This is a genomic window from Actinocorallia aurea, assembly GCF_054783995.1.
Genome location: NZ_BAAGPQ010000030.1, coordinates 12,661 through 27,975, shown reverse-complemented (window position 1 = coordinate 27,975; position 15,315 = coordinate 12,661). Strand labels below are relative to the sequence as shown.

General features: G+C 70.4%; 21 protein-coding genes. 18 read left to right on the top strand and 3 right to left on the bottom strand.

All coding sequences use genetic code 11. The annotated features are described in order from the left end of the window. Nucleotides 1-39 precede the first annotated feature (39 nt). From ACYVOM_RS33615 to ACYVOM_RS33605, 3 genes are all read left to right on the top strand, one after another. Complete coding sequence (locus tag ACYVOM_RS33615; RefSeq protein WP_460307610.1) at nucleotides 40-1,890, top strand: 2'-5' RNA ligase family protein; 1,851 nt, start codon at nucleotides 40-42, stop codon at nucleotides 1,888-1,890. Further along, nucleotides 1,887-2,459 (top strand): XF1762 family protein, encoded by a 573-nt coding sequence (locus ACYVOM_RS33610; protein WP_460307609.1) that lies wholly within the window; start codon nucleotides 1,887-1,889, stop codon nucleotides 2,457-2,459. The genes ACYVOM_RS33615 and ACYVOM_RS33610 overlap by 4 nt, the downstream gene beginning before the upstream one ends. A 167-nt stretch (nucleotides 2,460-2,626) precedes the next feature. Continuing rightward, complete coding sequence (locus ACYVOM_RS33605) at nucleotides 2,627-3,961, top strand: phage major capsid protein (protein WP_460307608.1); 1,335 nt, start codon at nucleotides 2,627-2,629, stop codon at nucleotides 3,959-3,961. A gap of 151 nt (nucleotides 3,962-4,112) precedes the next feature. Here the strand turns inward: ACYVOM_RS33605 and ACYVOM_RS33600 are convergent, their stop codons facing one another. Continuing rightward, nucleotides 4,113-4,376, bottom strand: a complete 264-nt coding sequence (locus ACYVOM_RS33600; protein WP_460307607.1) for a hypothetical protein — start codon at nucleotides 4,374-4,376, stop codon at nucleotides 4,113-4,115. Nucleotides 4,377-4,541: 165 nt separating this feature from the next. On the opposite strand from ACYVOM_RS33600, the gene ACYVOM_RS33595 reads away from it, so the two are divergent. The 8 genes from ACYVOM_RS33595 (at nucleotide 4,542) to ACYVOM_RS33560 (ending at nucleotide 8,581) form a co-directional block, all read left to right on the top strand. Continuing rightward, nucleotides 4,542-5,072 carry a hypothetical protein gene (locus ACYVOM_RS33595; RefSeq protein WP_460307606.1) on the top strand — a complete coding sequence of 177 codons (531 nt, stop codon included), beginning with the start codon at nucleotides 4,542-4,544 and terminating at the stop codon, nucleotides 5,070-5,072. A gap of 228 nt (nucleotides 5,073-5,300) precedes the next feature. Continuing rightward, on the top strand, nucleotides 5,301-5,942 hold the full coding sequence (locus tag ACYVOM_RS33590; protein WP_460307605.1) for a hypothetical protein: 642 nt from the start codon (nucleotides 5,301-5,303) through the stop codon (nucleotides 5,940-5,942). A 15-nt stretch (nucleotides 5,943-5,957) separates the two neighbouring features. Further along, nucleotides 5,958-6,317 carry a hypothetical protein gene (locus ACYVOM_RS33585; RefSeq protein WP_460307604.1) on the top strand — a complete coding sequence of 120 codons (360 nt, stop codon included), beginning with the start codon at nucleotides 5,958-5,960 and terminating at the stop codon, nucleotides 6,315-6,317. 88 nt (nucleotides 6,318-6,405) lie between these two features. Beyond that, a complete protein-coding gene (locus tag ACYVOM_RS33580; protein ID WP_460307603.1) occupies nucleotides 6,406-6,699 on the top strand; it encodes a hypothetical protein in 294 nt (97 codons plus the stop codon). A gap of 86 nt (nucleotides 6,700-6,785) precedes the next feature. Beyond that, on the top strand, nucleotides 6,786-7,322 hold the full coding sequence (locus tag ACYVOM_RS33575; RefSeq protein ID WP_460307602.1) for a hypothetical protein: 537 nt from the start codon (nucleotides 6,786-6,788) through the stop codon (nucleotides 7,320-7,322). Nucleotides 7,323-7,446: 124 nt separating this feature from the next. Beyond that, nucleotides 7,447-7,710: a hypothetical protein gene (locus tag ACYVOM_RS33570; protein ID WP_460307601.1), complete on the top strand. Its 264-nt coding sequence runs from the start codon at nucleotides 7,447-7,449 to the stop codon at nucleotides 7,708-7,710. 80 nt (nucleotides 7,711-7,790) lie between these two features. Beyond that, the gene (locus ACYVOM_RS33565; RefSeq protein ID WP_460307600.1) at nucleotides 7,791-8,099 is read left to right on the top strand and encodes a hypothetical protein; all 309 of its coding nucleotides are present in this window, start codon (nucleotides 7,791-7,793) and stop codon (nucleotides 8,097-8,099) included. 89 nt (nucleotides 8,100-8,188) lie between these two features. Further along, nucleotides 8,189-8,581 (top strand): hypothetical protein, encoded by a 393-nt coding sequence (locus tag ACYVOM_RS33560; RefSeq protein WP_460307599.1) that lies wholly within the window; start codon nucleotides 8,189-8,191, stop codon nucleotides 8,579-8,581. A 50-nt stretch (nucleotides 8,582-8,631) separates the two neighbouring features. On the opposite strand, the gene ACYVOM_RS33555 is transcribed toward ACYVOM_RS33560, so the two are convergent. Together ACYVOM_RS33555 and ACYVOM_RS33550 are read right to left on the bottom strand one after the other, a co-directional pair. Continuing rightward, a complete protein-coding gene (locus ACYVOM_RS33555) occupies nucleotides 8,632-8,928 on the bottom strand; it encodes a 4a-hydroxytetrahydrobiopterin dehydratase (RefSeq protein ID WP_460307598.1) in 297 nt (98 codons plus the stop codon). 11 nt (nucleotides 8,929-8,939) lie between these two features. Beyond that, on the bottom strand, nucleotides 8,940-10,322 hold the full coding sequence (locus tag ACYVOM_RS33550; RefSeq protein WP_460307597.1) for a hypothetical protein: 1,383 nt from the start codon (nucleotides 10,320-10,322) through the stop codon (nucleotides 8,940-8,942). A gap of 273 nt (nucleotides 10,323-10,595) precedes the next feature. Between ACYVOM_RS33550 and ACYVOM_RS33545 the strand changes: the two genes are divergently transcribed. The 7 genes from ACYVOM_RS33545 (at nucleotide 10,596) to ACYVOM_RS33515 (ending at nucleotide 15,310) form a co-directional block, all read left to right on the top strand. Beyond that, a complete protein-coding gene (locus tag ACYVOM_RS33545) occupies nucleotides 10,596-10,847 on the top strand; it encodes a hypothetical protein (protein ID WP_460307596.1) in 252 nt (83 codons plus the stop codon). 44 nt (nucleotides 10,848-10,891) lie between these two features. Continuing rightward, a complete protein-coding gene (locus ACYVOM_RS33540; protein ID WP_460307595.1) occupies nucleotides 10,892-11,197 on the top strand; it encodes a hypothetical protein in 306 nt (101 codons plus the stop codon). A gap of 192 nt (nucleotides 11,198-11,389) precedes the next feature. Further along, complete coding sequence (locus tag ACYVOM_RS33535; protein ID WP_460307594.1) at nucleotides 11,390-12,409, top strand: hypothetical protein; 1,020 nt, start codon at nucleotides 11,390-11,392, stop codon at nucleotides 12,407-12,409. Continuing rightward, nucleotides 12,406-13,305 carry a lactate/malate family dehydrogenase gene (locus ACYVOM_RS33530; protein WP_460307593.1) on the top strand — a complete coding sequence of 300 codons (900 nt, stop codon included), beginning with the start codon at nucleotides 12,406-12,408 and terminating at the stop codon, nucleotides 13,303-13,305. Before ACYVOM_RS33535 ends, ACYVOM_RS33530 begins: the two co-directional genes overlap by 4 nt. Next, entirely contained in the window at nucleotides 13,302-14,402 is a 1,101-nt protein-coding gene (locus ACYVOM_RS33525) for a hypothetical protein (RefSeq protein ID WP_460307592.1), read from the top strand. The genes ACYVOM_RS33530 and ACYVOM_RS33525 overlap by 4 nt, the downstream gene beginning before the upstream one ends. Before the next feature lie 75 nt (nucleotides 14,403-14,477). After that, nucleotides 14,478-14,894 (top strand): hypothetical protein, encoded by a 417-nt coding sequence (locus ACYVOM_RS33520; protein WP_460307591.1) that lies wholly within the window; start codon nucleotides 14,478-14,480, stop codon nucleotides 14,892-14,894. After that, nucleotides 14,891-15,310: a hypothetical protein gene (locus tag ACYVOM_RS33515; protein ID WP_460307590.1), complete on the top strand. Its 420-nt coding sequence runs from the start codon at nucleotides 14,891-14,893 to the stop codon at nucleotides 15,308-15,310. Before ACYVOM_RS33520 ends, ACYVOM_RS33515 begins: the two co-directional genes overlap by 4 nt. Nucleotides 15,311-15,315: the final 5 nt, after the last annotated feature.

The following is a 15,315-nucleotide window of genomic DNA, read 5'->3' as shown; positions in this document are numbered from 1 at the left end:
GGCCCGGACCTCACGGGGACTTAGGGGGCTGGGGCCGAGATGGTCGCTGTTCTGGAGCGCAAGAGCATGACGTCGCCCGCTATGCCGGCGGCCGGGCAGCCGGAAGAGGGCGTCGTCGAGGCGATCGTGTCGGTGACGGGAGTCGTCGACCTCGACAACGACATCATCGAGCCGGGCGCGTTCACCAAGACGCTGAAGAAGATGCGGCCGAAGGTCGTCTCCCACCACAACCTGAAGGAGCCGGTCGGCAAGGTCCTGGAGATCGAGGAGCTGATGCCGGGCGACCCGCGGTTGCCGACGCACACCAAGGACGGTCTGCCGTGGCCGGCCGAGGCCGGGGCGCTGCGCGTCCTCATCCAGTTCAACCTCGCCACTGCGGAGGGCCGCCGGGCCTACCAGGACGTCAAGTTCTACTCGGCGACGGCGGAGGCCGAGTACTCGATCGGGTATGCGGTGCCGCCCGGCAAGGCCCGCAAGGACCGGTCGGGAGTCCAGCGGATTTCCGAGGTCATGCTGGTGGAGGTGTCTCCGGTGTTGTTCGGCGCGAACAGCCTGTCGGGGACTCTGTCGGTGAAGGCGGCGGCGCCGGACTACTCCGGGTCGGTGATGCTGGCGCTGTATCCGCCGTCGGAGGTGGCGCAGCGGCTCGCCGTCCCGGACGGCCTCGATCCCGAAGACCTGCACGTGACGGTCGCCTATCTGGGGAAGGCGTCGGAGATCGACGCCGACCTCGTCGAGCAACTCGCCGAGGAGCTCGCGGCCGCCGGGCCGATCCGCGCCCAGATCTCCGGGATCGCCCGCTTCAACTCCGAGACGGGCGAGGAGGACGTGGCGGTCGCGCTCGTCGACTCCCCCGACCTGGAGGAGTTGCGGCGCCGCGTCGTCGACGCCCTGGACGCCGCCGGAGTGCAGTGGCCGCGCAACCACGGGTACACGCCGCACATGACCCTCACCTATCTCGGTGAGGCCGAGGAGTTCGACCCGGCGCTGACCGTGCACCGGCCGCCTGAGCCGGTCGAGTTCGACTTCGTCGCCGCGGTGCACGGCGACGACCGGGTCGATGTGCCGTTCACCGGCGACCTGCCCGACGGCCCGGGCGAGCCCGTCGAGACGGGAGAGGGGGATGCGGCCACCTCGGGGAGCAAGGCCTTCCCTCTCGCCTCCTCCCCGTCCGGTGGCGGCGAGGGCGCGCCGATGGGCTCGTGGGAGGAGCGCCGCGACGTGCTGCGCGGTGCTCTGGAGGAGTTCTTCCTGGACCCCTCCCCGGGGGGCGATGATGACGGCGGCGGCGCCTCGGTGTGGACGTACTTGGAGATCAACGGGACGTGGGATGACCACGTCCTGGTGACGCGCTTCCAGGCCGGTATGCGCGCCCCGGAGTCCTACGAGGTGTATTACGCCGTCGGCTCGAACGGGCAGGTCGAGATCGGCGAGGTCGTGCGGGTGCGGATCACCGTCGCCACCGTGCCGGTCGACGGCCAGGACGCGCTCGGGGAGGCGTCGCCGCTCCCGGGGATGCTCGACGCGGCCGCGGCCGTCGTCAAGAGCCACCTCTCCGCGGGTCGCGAGGTCAAGGCGGGCCGGGTGCTGTCGGGCCTGAACCAGCGGCGTCTGCGCGAGGCGTTCCAGCATCTCGTCGACGTCCTCCAGGCCGCCGGGGTCACCCTGCCTCTCGGCGACGGCAAGGAGGAGAAGGACGACGATGAGGAGCGGGAGGAGATCCCGCTGGACGGTGCCGGCGTCGAGATCGACGCGGCCCTCGCCGGCGAACTCGACTCGACGGCGCCGTCGGCCCGCCGCCCTCAGGAGAAGGCATTGACCGTCCTGAAGGACGTTCCCGACCCGCGCTCCTACGCCGACTCGCTGGCCGGCTTCCTTGCCGGGCTGTGACGGTGGCGGCTGCGGACCGTCTGTCGGTGATCGCGGTGCCGTTCTCGCTGGCGTGTGCGTTCGTCGACGCTCACCACCGGCATCATGCGGCACCGCAAGGCCACCGGTTCTCTCTCGGCGCCGCTACTGGCCGGGGCGTCTTGGTGGGGGTGGCGATCGTCGGGCGGCCGGTGGCGCGGAAGTTCGACGACGGGGCGACGGTCGAGGTGACGCGGGTGGCGACGGACGGGACGCCGAACGCGTGCTCGCTGCTGTACGGGGCCGCGTGGCGAACGGCGAAGGCGGCGGGGTACCGGCGTGCGATCACCTACACGCAGGACGGGGAGAGCGGGGCGAGCCTTCGCGGCGCGGGTTGGCTGCCAGCGGGAAGTCGGCGGGCACGGCCTGGGTGGGATCGGCCGAGCCGCCCGCGTACGGACCGCGGCACCGACCATGTCGCCCGCTTCCTGTGGGAGGTCACGAACGACCGTGTGGCCGTGGTTCTGCCGTGCGACCTGACCTGGCATGCGGCTCCCCGAGATGGTGCGGAGCAACTCGCCATCGACCTCCCGAAGCCGACAGGACACTAACGCTTCCGGTTTTCTACGTTTCGCCGTGATCGTGTCGTCCCGGTGCTGACCGGGCGAGCGGACGTGTCCGATCAGCCCGCGCCTCGCGCTGGCAGGCCGCGCGCAAACCCGTCGGGGGACGGGGCGGCCGCCGGGAGCGAAGGCGCACCAGCATCACCGGGGGAAACATGCCGAGGACCGCCGAGCTGCACCAGGAACGCATCAGCGAACTGACCGCGGCTCTGAAGACCAAGTCCGCCGAGATCGCGCAGTTCTCCAACGCGCTGCGGGACGAGACCGGCAACGGCCAGTACGTCATGTCGCGGGAGTCCTACACCTCCTACAAGACGGCCATCGGCGAGGCCGAGGAGATCAAGGCCGCGATCGTCACCGAGCAGAAGGCCGCCGGCCTGTTCGACTTCCTGGAGAAGCCCGAGGGGGTGCCGTACGCGTCGGTCGACGCCGCGATGGCGGCGGGCATGCAGGTGAAGAACCAGAGCCTGGCGGACCTGTGGCTGAAGTCGCCGGCCTGGGCCGACATGGTCGAGTCGCGCTACAACCGGCTCGGCCAGGTCACCGACATCGACGCCTCGATCTTCGGTCTCCAGACCAAGGCGCAGGGCGACGTCTACTCGGCCATGGCGGGGACGATCACCCGCAACGCTTTGGGCACCGTTGAGGATGTCGGCCTGCTGCCGCGCATGATCCGGTCGGCGCGGGTGCGGGACCTGTTCCCGAAGGAGACCACGACCGCGCACACCCTGTGGGGCATCCGGCAGACCGGCTTCATCAACCGGGCCGCGATGATGGCCGAGCGGGTCGCGGCCGACGGGGTGTCGCCGGCGACCGGCGGCCCGACCGACACGTGGCCCAGCCCGCCCCGCTCCGACATCACGATCGCGCCCTTCAGCGTGAACGTGAAGTCGATCCGGCACGTGATGTACGTCCACCGCGACACCCTCGCCGACGAGGGCCGCATCCGTGCCCTCATCGACCGGGACCTGGTCGACGGCATCAAGCGCAAGGAGGACGAGCAGCTCCTGTACGGCGACGGCGAGGGCGAGAACATCCTCGGCCTCACCAACACGCAGGGCATTCAGGAGTACGGCGGCATCGCCGAGCCGCGCACCGCGCAGCTCCGCCGGGCCGCGACACGCGTCCTGCTCGCCGAATTCGAGAGCACCGGTGTGATCATGCACCCCCTGGACTGGGAGGAGCTCGAACTCGAAACGGACGAAAACGGCGTGTACGTGCTCGCCGTGTCGATCGCGATGGGTGGCGAGAAGAAGGTGTGGCGGCAGCCCGTCGTCGACACCCCCGCCTGCCAGCAGGGCACCTACGTGATGGGCGCCTGGGGGCAGGCCGCGAAGGTGTTCGACCGCGAATCGGTGTCCCTCCAGGTGTCGACGGAGAACCGGGACCTCTGGGAGAAGAAGGTGGTGTCGATCATGGCGGACGAGCGGGTCGCGCTGCTCGTCGAGCGGCCCGAGGCCATGGTCAACGGCACCTTCCACGCCCCCTGATCCGCACAAGCGGGCGAGGCCCCACCCCGGGCGTTGGGGTGGGGCCTCGCTCCGTTCTACGGCCTGGCGGCCCCCCGTACGCGTACGCGACCGGGGGTGGTCGGTGGCCTGGCGGCCGTCTCCACCCCCCGTGCGCGTACGCGACTGGGGGTCAGGCCCAGTCGGACCACCAGGTGCGCACCTTGTCGGCGGACTCGAAGTAGTGGCGGCCGATCACCTCTTCGAGGGTGACCTGGCGCGGGCCCTCGTCGGGGCCGGTGTCCGGCCGCTGGAGAAGGGCCTGGACGACGTGACCGAACAGCTTCAGGAAGTCTCTGTCCCGCTCGGAGAGTTCCGTGAGTTCGTTGTCGAGGATGGCCGTGGCCTCCTCGAAGGCGTCGGCGACGTCGGCGCTGCTGTGAGCGGGCGTGCTCATGGGTGTTTCCTCCTGTCGTGCCCGGGCGTCTCAAACCCGAACGACAAAACCCTATCAGGTTTGGGCACCTTGTGGGGGTGTGGGCCGACACAACCCTGCGAAAGCGCCTAGCGTCTGCATCACGGTCCGGCGAACGCCAGACCGCGCACAGCATCGGAGGAACCCGTGGCCGAGCCGACCACCCGAAAGCCCCGCGTCCGCCGGACGGAAGCCGCGGCGCCCGAGGTGGCCGTCGACCTGGCCGAGGTCACCCTCACCGGCTCGCCCGAGCCGGCCACCAAGCCCGTTCAGCCCGCCGAGTCGGCCGAGCCCGTCCAGGACGACGCCGACAGTGAGGCGGAGGCCTTCACGCCGCCGCCCGCCGCGACGGCACCGCTGGAGCCCGCGCCGCCCGCGACGCCGGCCACGCCCTCCCTCGTTGTGCTGCCGCTGGCGGTCATCGACCCGCGCCTGGTCGGCGCGGAGTTGGTGAACGTCGACGGGGAGCTGTTCACCGACCCGGACGACCTGTTCGACGAGATCGGGCCGCACGCCACCGTCGTGACCGTCCGGCACCGCATGCGAGTCCGGACCGTCCCGGAGAACGCCAAGACGCCCGTGGCGCAGCTTTTCGCGACGGCGCGCTCGACCGTGCCGCGGTCCGTCGCCGAGCAGGTCAAGGCCCTCGTCGCCGCCCAGGGGGCCGCGACGCACTAGAGACGTGCGGCCCGCGCAGGGACGCGGCGCCCGCCCTTGAAGTCGGGGGGCTGGGGCCGGGCTCCGCACACGACCCGGCGGGCCGCGCACGACCTCGACGCGGAAGGGACTTCGGTCCTTCCACCTTCCGCGTCGAGCCCGGGGGGCGGGGTGGTGGGGCCGGACGGTTACGGGGGTGACGTCCGAACCACCCCGCCCCCCTTTTCATCGCAACGCGAGGAGGAACAGGTGCCGCCCACGCTGATAGCGACCGTCGAGGAGATCGCCATCCTGGCCGGCCTTCCGCTGCCGTTGGACGCCGCCGACGAAGCCGCGGTGACGATGGCGATCCGCGACGCCCAGGCCGATCTCGTCGCCTACCTGGGCCGCCCCGTCACCCCTCAGGACCGCGTCGACCACAACGTGTCCCAGAACTGGGACGGCACGTGGACGCTCACGCACTCGCCGGTCCTTGAAGTGACCGCGGTCGAGGCGGAGTACCTTCCCTCAGGCGCAGGAAGCGGGCTGTACACAGTAAGGTACCGGGCGGGTTTGGACGCCTCCGATCTGGAGGATGAGGACGTGGAGCCGCTGCGGCGGTTCGTGCGCGAGCACGCGCGGCTCGGCGACGTCGTGCAGCGTCTCGTGCGCAAGCTCTCCCCGGGCTCCGGCCGGAAGGTCACCTCCGCGTCGACCGAGGGGCAGTCAGTGTCGTACGCCGACACCGTGTCGGCGGGTTCTGCCGGCTCCGGCGCGGCCGGGGCGCCGCCGACGCTGGCTTCGTGCGACCGGTGGCGGATGGTGCCGGGGACCGTCTACCAGAGGCCGGGCGTGAACCAGCCGTGGCCGTACGGGCCGCCGCCGGCGGGCAGTCCGGCCTGGCGGCTGTAGGGCGGGGGCGAAGCGGTGGGGGTTCTGCTGGCCGATCGGGAGCTCGGCGTGCGCAAGGTGGGGCCCGGGCAGGTCGGGCCGCACGGCGACGTCATCGCGGGTGATCCGGGGCCGATGCTCGGGCCGTGGCCGGGCGGCGGGAACGAGCTGCCGGACGTCGACGGGCAGGTCGATGCGGAGCGGTCGCGGTCGTGGGCGCTGGCGCTCGATCCGGCCTGTTGGCCGCTGCGCCGCGGTGACCTCGTCGTCGAGCCGTCGACGGGCGTGGAGTGGCTGGTGATGTCGGCCGACCTCATCACGTGCGCACCGGCGCCGGAACTCGACTGGGTAAAGGTTCAGGCGCACGTGCTCCTCGACGGCGGGACCAGGCCGTGACGCTCCCCTAGACCCCGATGCCCAAAGGCGATAGGTTTATGTTGTTCGGGTTTGAGACACCCGGGCTCGACAGGGAGGAAACACACCCATGGACACCACGAGCACGGCGGCCGCCGCGGAGACCTCGGACGACGCCGACGCGGTCAAGCTGGTCGCGTTCCTCGACATGGACGGCGAGTTCCGCGTGCACCGCGAGGGCTGTGCGGATCTGCGGAGGATGGACGTGCGCCAGGCGGACTTCGACATCCCGGTCAAGGGCTCGGCGTTCGCGATCGCCGAGGACCTGATGAGCGACATCATCGACGAGGGCGGCATCAGCCGCGACGAGGCGATCGCCTTCGTGCGGTTCTTCCCGTGCTGCGGGAGCCTCCCCCAGGACTGACCCCCGCCTGTGGGGCCCCGGCCGCGCCTGGCCGGGGCCCTTCTGCGTGGGACGCAATCGGGCCTCGCTGCGTACCGTCCGCGCCCATGACGACTCACGACACGATTCCTGACTTCTCCCCTCCCATCGGCACGTTCGGCCTCGCGAGGATCGGCGGCTTCGTCGGCTTCCTGGTCTCGCTCGGGCAGCTCCTGATCGGTGACGCCTCCCGCTACACGCACGCCTTCGTCGTCGTGGGGGACGGCAAGGTGATCGAGGCGATGCCGTCGGGCGCGCGGCTCGCGCCGCTGTCCCGGTTCGACGGCCAGCCGGTCGCCTACTCGTGGGCGGTGCCGCTCGACGACGGGCAGCGCAAGGCGATCACGCGGGCCGCGATCGACCTGGTGGGCACCCCGTACGGGTTCGGCGACTACGTGGCGCTCGCGCTGGCGCGGTGCGGGGTGTCGTGGGGGTGGCTCGATCGCTTCCTGGCCAGCAACCGCACGCTGATCTGCTCGCAGCTCGTGGCGCTCACCTACGCACAGGCCGGCGTCGACCTGTTCGCCGACGGCCGGCCGATGCACACGGTGACTCCCGGAGATCTGGCGAACGTGCTGATCGAGCGGGAGTGGAACCGGGTCTGACCGTTGCGCCGGGTGCCGTGTTCTCGCAGGTCGGAGTACCCGGCATCCCACCCACAGGATGCCCATTCATGATATGATTCTGTCGTTCGGGTTTGAGACACCCGGACGGACGGGAGACATCATCATGGTTTTCGCCATCAAGTCCAGGTGCGGCGCGTGCGCGCGGCCGGTGCGCGTCGAGATCACCGAAGCAGACTTGCGGTCGTGGCTGCGGAGCGGGCTGTCGGACGCCTCGCTGTTCCAGCGGCTGCCCGAGGTGGAGGGTTCGGTGACCGCCTACGGCTGGTGCGGGCCCGCCGCCTGCGTGGGCGTTGGGGTGCCGACGACCGTCAGGCTCCGCTCCTGGGTTCGTGCCCGGCTCGGCCTGCGGGTCGGCGCGCACCGCTGAAACCGGTGGCGGGCCGACCACCCGGGCGGCCCGCCCCTTCTCTCCCGTTCTCCTGCCCCCTATCCGGAAGGTTCCCCACCATGGCCCTGATCGCGCTCGACCCGCCCGGCTGCGGCTGCACCGAGTGCCTGACCGGCGAGTACAAGCGGATCGACCACGCCGACGCCTCCGAGGTCCTCGCGATGCTGCGCGGCCGCCTCGGCGACAACACCGGCCTGACGTTCCGGGTCAGCCTCACCCTGGAGTTCTCGGCCCGCACCGGCGCGCCCGGCGCGCTGCTCGACGACCTCGGCGAGTCCACGATCGTGTGCGACCGCGAAGACCTGTCGTGGAAGGTCCCCAACCTCCTGCTCGGTCCCCTGCTCGTCCAGCCGCCGTCCGGCTTCTAACCCCTGAAACAGGGCCACTGTGGGGAGGTTTTGATATCAGAACTTTCCCCGGCGGCCGTAAAAGACCAGCTAGAAGGGCCTTTTTTCCAATGCCGAACCGAGTCATCACCAACACCGACCGGGCCGCCTGGGCGGCGCTCGCCGTCGACGCCTTCAAGGCGGCCGGGACGGGCGCGTCCCTGATCGGCCACTACATGACCGTGCACGAGGCGGACGCCGACACCGTGCTGCCCGACCTGCTCTGCGACCTCAACCACCTCGCCTACCGCAGCGGCTCGTCGTGGGAAGCCCTCCTGGAAGAGGCCGACCGGATCTCCGCCGGGGGCGACGTCATGCACACCGACATCATCGCCTGCGCGCTTTCCTCGCTGCGCGAATGGGCCGACAGCCCCGACAACACCGAGGGCCCGGCCTGGGATGACGCTCTCGTTGACGGCGCCGTCCACTTCGCCGTCGAGATCGACAACCCCGAGGGCGAGTAGCACAGGTGAGGCCCCCGCGCCGATGTGGTGCGGGGGCCTCGCGTTCCCGATTAGGCGCCGTGATCGGTCGCCGCTTGGTCGATCTTCTCGGCCAGGTCGAAGTCCAAGGCGGTCAGGGCGTTGCCAGCGTCGTGGGTGGTGAGGGTGAACGTGACGTCGCGCCAGCGGATGTCGATGTCGGGGTGATGGCCGGCCTCTTCGGCGGCGTGCGCGACCGCGGTGACGATCTCGACACCCTTGAGGAACGATGGGGCGGTGACGGTGCGGGTGATCGTGTCGCCGTTGCGGGTCCAGTGCGGGACCCCGTCGAGACGAGCGGAGATTTCGTCTTCGGTGAGCCGTGCCATGGTGGTCCTCCTCATCGTGACGCGTGGAAGGCGAGTACATCACGCATGCGGGTGAATTCGGCGGTTGTACGTGCGCTGGCAGGGATGTGGGAGGCGGCGTCGCTGGCGCGCCTGAGGACCATCGTGGTGCGGCACCTGAGCGGCAGTTCGAGGACCGCACCGCTGATGACGGTCGCCGCTTCGCCGTGGTCACCGTTCACGGCGTGGCCGCGTGCCTGGGAGAACCAGGCAAGCGCGTAGTCGAGGCATCCGTCGGGCTGGAGGCATCCGTCGGCGGAGTGGCCGGCGAACCGGCTGAGCACCGCCGAGTTGTAGGTCTCCGCCTTCTCGACCTCGCCCAGGGTGGTGTAGACCTCTCCGAGGTAGGAGGCGACTTGCAGCCGGGTGATCCCAAGGATGCCGTCGGTGGTCTCTTCCAGCGGGAGGCGCTGGTGCAGGGCTTCGGCGTTGGCGAGATCCGCGAGGACTTGCGGGCGGGAGCCTGGGTGGGAGGCCATTGCCCGGGCTCGCACGGTGAGGGCGCGCACGCTCGCGGCTGATGGGGCCGGGCCGGCGAATGCAAGCGCCTGGTTGGCGTGTTTGACGGCGTCCGCGACGTTTCCGTAGTAGAGCGGGGTGAGCGCGCGGCGTGCAGCGATCCAGGCTCGTAGGTCGCGTCTTTCGGTCTGTTCGGCTGCGAGCTGGCCGGACAGAAACCATCTGTCGGCACCGCGCTGGTTTCCGAGGTGCAGCATCAGAATCCCGAGCGTGCCCGAGAGCCGGGAAATGACTGCGAGGAGGCGCGTGCTGACCGACGGGGTGCGGGTCCGATTGAGCAGGTCGAACGCGGCCTGGATGTCTTGTGCGACGTCAGCGACCACCTCTCCGCTCGTCCCGGTGATGAGGGCGGCGTCGTAATTGCGGACGCGTTCCTCCAGGTAGCCGATCGCAGTCTCAGACAATTCGGATGCGAGTGCCTTTTCGAGTCGGTCTCGCACTTCGTCGAGTTCGCGGGCGGTGGCCGGGTCGATTCGGTCGAATCCATCGGGGAAGTTCCCGTAGGCCCCGCTGGGTGCATCGGTGATCCGGGTGGTGCCGACGGTGGAGTAGTCGCCGCCGTAGCCGATGAGGTCGGGCCGGGTCTCGTAGTAGCGGCACAGCAGGTCGACGGTCTCGCGCCCGGGCTCCTTGCGTGCGAGCTCCCAATCCGACAACTGCTGTTTGGTCACCGTGGCCCCTCGGAGCCTGGTCAGGTCGTCGGCGGCTCGTTGGAGTGTCACGCCTTTGGCAAGGCGGCGCGCGCGCAGACGGCCTACGCCGGTTCGATCGACGATGGTGTCGACGAGCGTTTCGGGGCTCCAGCCTCGTTCGGTGGCTTCTTTCCGGAGCTGCCTTGCAATCTGGTCCTGGTTCATCGGGGTGACTCTCCCTCGTGGGCCTTGTCTCCACGGTAACCGCCATTTTCGGCTGTTGAGCAGGGGGAAACCGATTTCGGTACTACGCCGGTGTGACCGAGGGGTGCACCGTCACGCCCTTGGGTGACAGAACGGGCCTTGTCCTACCGCTTTGGCATTGCGGGACGTGAGAATCCCGGGCACTGTGCGGTCACCGCTCGTATCTGTCAGTCGCACAGCGAGGTAGCGATGACCCCTAGCCCTGATGAACTGAGTTCCGGCCAGCCTTCCAATATGCCCCGTGAGAGCCTCGATCTCGCCCAAGTGCGTGCGAAGTACGGGGAAACCTGGAACGTCAGCGAATCCTCCCCGGACGCGAGGGACCGGACGCACTTCTACGGGTCCCGGCGCTCGACTCTGCCACCCGGGGTGGGCATGTACCGCGTCTTCCCCACGGTCCACGGCGAGTCCCCCGAGCAGTTGGCCGCCGTCCTGTCCGAGCAGGAGGCGCACGAGGAGCACGCGCGGATGCTGGGGTACCTGTGATGGCCCAGCGCGGAGCGATGCTTCGGCCGAAAGTCGCCGAAGCGATGCAGGCAGACGCCGTTGCGCGGCGGACGGCCCGGGCGCTCGACGCGGCCTTCCCCTGGTGGGAAGTCATCTACAGCGGGCACTGGCAGACCTACACGGCTTTCCCCCGCCATTCTGCGCCCGTTGGCGTCAACGGTCCGCAGGTCGAGCACCGCAAGGACCCGCGCGAACTCGCCTCCCGCATGCGGGAGGTCGACGCGGCGCTCCTCCCCCACGGCTCCTCGGCCGTCACCGTACCGGCGCGGCCCGGTGACGGCCGAGGACCTTTCCTCGCGCGGCAGGGCCAGCCCTCCGCGCTTTCGTGACCGGGCGCGGCGACCGCCTGGACCACGACGGCGATCGCCGCGCCCACCACCCCCCAACGATCAGGGAGCACGGCTTTGAGTGGGAACCCAACGCTTGAAGGTTTGCAAGGGCCGCTTGACGCGGCGATCGAGACTGCTGCGGGCATGCTGTGGCCCGGCACGACGTTGGAGTTCGGCCGACAGGTCCCGAGCGTGACCAGCTACGTCAGGAAGGTGCGGGCGGGGCAGAAACCGATGTACGCCAAGGTGTCGGTGCTGGGTGCGTCGCTGGTGTCGGTGGCGCGGGGCCGCTGCGGCGATCTGTCTCACGTCCTCAAGTTGCTGCCCGGCTATTTGGAAGCCGCCGACGGCGTGGTGGCGAGGGAGTCGTCGCAGTTGCTGATGCTGCGGAGCATGAACGTCCCGGTGTGCACGGTCGCCGGTTTCCGTCGCGGAGTCCTGTTCACCCACGCGGTGGCCGGCCCCACCCTGCCCACGCTGTTCGCGGAGGCGCCCAACCGGTCGGGGGAGCTGTTGGCCAAGCTGGCGCAAGAGCTGCCAAGGATTGAGAAACCGTCGTACCGGTCGCCGGTGATGAGGTCTGCGATCCCGGAGCGGGACATTCCCACGATCTTCGAGCGGAAGTTCGAGCGAGGCCACGGCCGGGAGTACCTCGACGCGACCGGGTTCGGGCCAGGCCTGACGCCGGTGGTGGAGCGTCTCAGCGCGCTCCGCGGAGTCCTGGACGATGTGCCGCGCAAGCTTCAGTACGGGGACCTCAAGCCCGAGCATGTGCTGTTCCCGAAGGGGCCCAGCAAGCGCCTGGTGCTCGTCGACCCCGGGCTGACGGAGGCGCACCCGTCGAGCGACCTCGCCCGGTTGGCTTCGCGGGTCGCCCTGCTGGTGATGGCCGGGCGCCTGCCCGCCGAAGCGCGGGCCGCCGTCACGGACGATCTCGTCGAGCACCTGCACGTCTTCGGCCCCGGCGAGGTTGACGGCGGACTGCGGGATCTGGTGCTGCTGTGGCTGATGGACGCGGTCAACATCCTCACGACCTACTGCACGGCCCCCGAAGGGCTGCCGATCGGGCAGCACGCGTTCGAGGTCCGCAAGGCTGCCGAGTCGGTGGCCGCATTCCTTGAGGAGGCCTCACAGGCGCTGGTGTCGAAGCGTCGGTCCGCGGACCTGTTCGGCGCGGTCGTCGCGGCTTTGGACCGGGGAACGCGGCTGTGAGCGGCCTGCACGTCGGGATCGTCGGTGCGGGCGCGGTGGGCCAGATGGTCGCGGCGCTGCTCGCCTCCGGCGGGTGGTGCGATCGCCTCAGCATCGCCTCGGGTTCGGCGGCCTCGGCCGACGCACTCGTGGCCGACCTGGAGGACATGCTCTTCCAGATGGGAGCCGGGCCTGAGGTCCAGGCGGTCGAGGTCGAGGCGATGCGGGAGGCCGACGCCGTCGTCCTGCGCCCGCGGGCACGATTCACCAACGACGCGAGCGTCGATGTGCGGATGGCGGGCACCCAGGCGAACGCTCCGGTGATCGCGGCCTTGGGCCGGGCGCTGGCCGGCTACTCCGGCGCCGTCATGGTGGTGACGAACCCCGTCGACGTGATGGCGGCGCTGTTCGCCCGTGTGTCCGGCGCTCCGAGCGTTTTCGGAATCGGGTCCTCGACGGACACAGCGCGTTACCGTGGGGCGCTCGCCCGACGGCTGCGCGTACCGGTCGGGGAGGTGAGCGGACGCGTTATCGGAGAGCACGGCGACTGCGCGGTGGTGTGCGTCCAGTCCACGCGGGTCCGCGGCAACCGCGTCGAGGTGCCGCTTGCGGATATCCGCGCGGAACTGCGTGAGCGTCCGGCACGCATCAGCAGGGGCATCGGCCGCACCCGCATCGGCCCGGCCGGTGCCGTCGTGCTGGCGCTGCGCGCTGCCCTCGGCCTCGCCGACGGGGTCGTCGAACTGTCCGTGCCGGCCGAAGGGGTCGGTGTGCCGGTGCGGTTCACGGGCGGGACCGCGTCCGTCCAGGCGGCCGATCTGTCGCCCGGGGAGGTGCGCGAGCTTGCCAGGGCGCGGACCAAGCAGCGGCGTGCCCTGGGCGAGTTGTCCACATACCTACAAGGAGGAATGGCATGACGAAGTCAGCACACATCGAGGCGGGCGGTCGCAGTGTCACGGTGTCTAGCGCGACGTCGGGCGTGGCCGATTGGTCGATCCGGTACTTCGGGGACTGGTGGTCAGCGACCAGTAGCGACCGGCCGGTCGAGCTGCTCGTGTCGGCCAATGTCAGCCCGTTTGACGCGCCGGGCCAGGTCGAGTTCGTGCACATGCTGGCGACCGACAGTGTGGAGTACGCGGGTGAGCCGATGGAGTACGTCCGCGACGAAGAGGGCGTCGTGCGCGCAGCGCAGGGCCTCACCAGCTACCGGTACACGCCCGGCAGGTCGCTGCAGATCGTCGGCGCGCAGGAGACCGAGGTAGCGGCTGCGGCGGCCCGGCTCGCGCGGGAGATGCTGCGCGGGCGGCTGCTGGGGGACGGGTGGCTGATCCTGCATGCCTCGGCGGCGGTCGGCCCGGACGGGCAGACGGTGCTGGCGCTCGGAGACAAGGGGGCCGGCAAGACCACCACGGCGTTCTCGCTCGCCCAGTGCCCGGGCTGGTCGCTGCTCGCCAACGACCGGGTGTTCGTGCGGCCCGACAACGACGGCGGGGTCGAGGTCCTGCCGTGGCCGTCTGCGGCGGCGATCGGGTTCGGGCTGCTGGAGGCAAGCAACTGGTACGAGTCCGTCGCCTCGCGGGTGCGGCGCGGGGAGCAGATGCACCCGACGCAGAAGCAGGCGGTGACCGACGCGCTGATCGCCGGGGACAGGACGCCGCTGCGCAAGCCGAACGGGCACGAGCTCAAGCCGCAGTTCTGGCCCGACCAGCTCCGCGACTGGCTCGGTCTTCCACTGGCCACCCGGGGGACTGCGACAAACGTGCTGTTCCCGACGGTCCGGCCGAACTCCCACCCGGGCACGCTCTCCGGCGTCCGCGACGTCGGCGCCTCGGACATGTTCACGGCGGAGCAGGACGACCGCTACCCCGACGTGTTCGGCATCTGCCCGGACAGCTTGGCGTCGTGCGACGAGGTGTTGAAGCGGCTCAACATGCTGGAGAAGGCGAGCGTGCTCCTCGGCCATGACGTGCGCGCTAACCGGGCGTTCCTGACGGACCTGATTGAGCGGCCCTGACCGGTGCGGCGGCCGCTTGACCGACCCCTGCGGCCGCCGCGCCTCCGTTCCCCTCATCGTGAAGAGGTTCCCCCCATGTCTGAGAGCGACCCGCGTGAGAGCGGGATCCGTGTCCCGTCCAGCGTGGTCATGTTGACCGCCGTCGCTGCGCTGGGTGGAGCCGCCCAGCGCGCGCGGCTCCTGCCGGGCACGGTGAAGGATCTCACCGCGAAGTACGAGGCGGCGTTGCGGCCCCTGCTGGAGCCGGTTACCGAACTGGACGCGGCGGCCGCGACGGTGTTCGTCCAGCAGGTCGCCGATCGGCTGCTGCAAAACTTCGGGGGCATCGGCTTCACCGCGACGATGCGCGGCGTGCTGCTGGAGTCGATGCGGTCCGGCCTGGCGCCCTTGGCCGACTACCGGGTGGAGCGTGAGCGGCCCAGGCCGCTGGTGGCGCGGCCGCGGATGGCGCAGCGGCGCCGTCGGGGCGGCCGGATCCGGCGGTTCGGATGATGCGCCCCAACGCCGTGTACGACGCGTCGTACAGGTTCGCGCCGCGCACGCCGGGCCCGGAGGCGATACCGCTGAACGCGCAGGCCGTTCCGCGCGTGCAGGAGCTGCTGGAGGACACCGCGAAGGACGCCGGGCACCCCTGGCGGGCGTTCGCGCTGATCATGGCTGCCGAAACGCTCGTGCCGCTGGTGGTCGGAATGGAGCCGCGGACCGGGTGGGCAACCTGCTGGGTGAACCCGTCCCCGCCGTGGTCCCTGCACCTGGCCGTCTTCGCGGACGGGGGTGCTGCGGGCCCGCTCGGTCCGAACGTGTTCACCGAACTCCACCCGGGTGTGCGCTTCCGCCAGTTCGTCAGCCCCGCGCGGCTGGGGCTGGTCCTGTTCCGTACCTCGCCGGTCCGCGCGGCGAGCAGATGATGGAG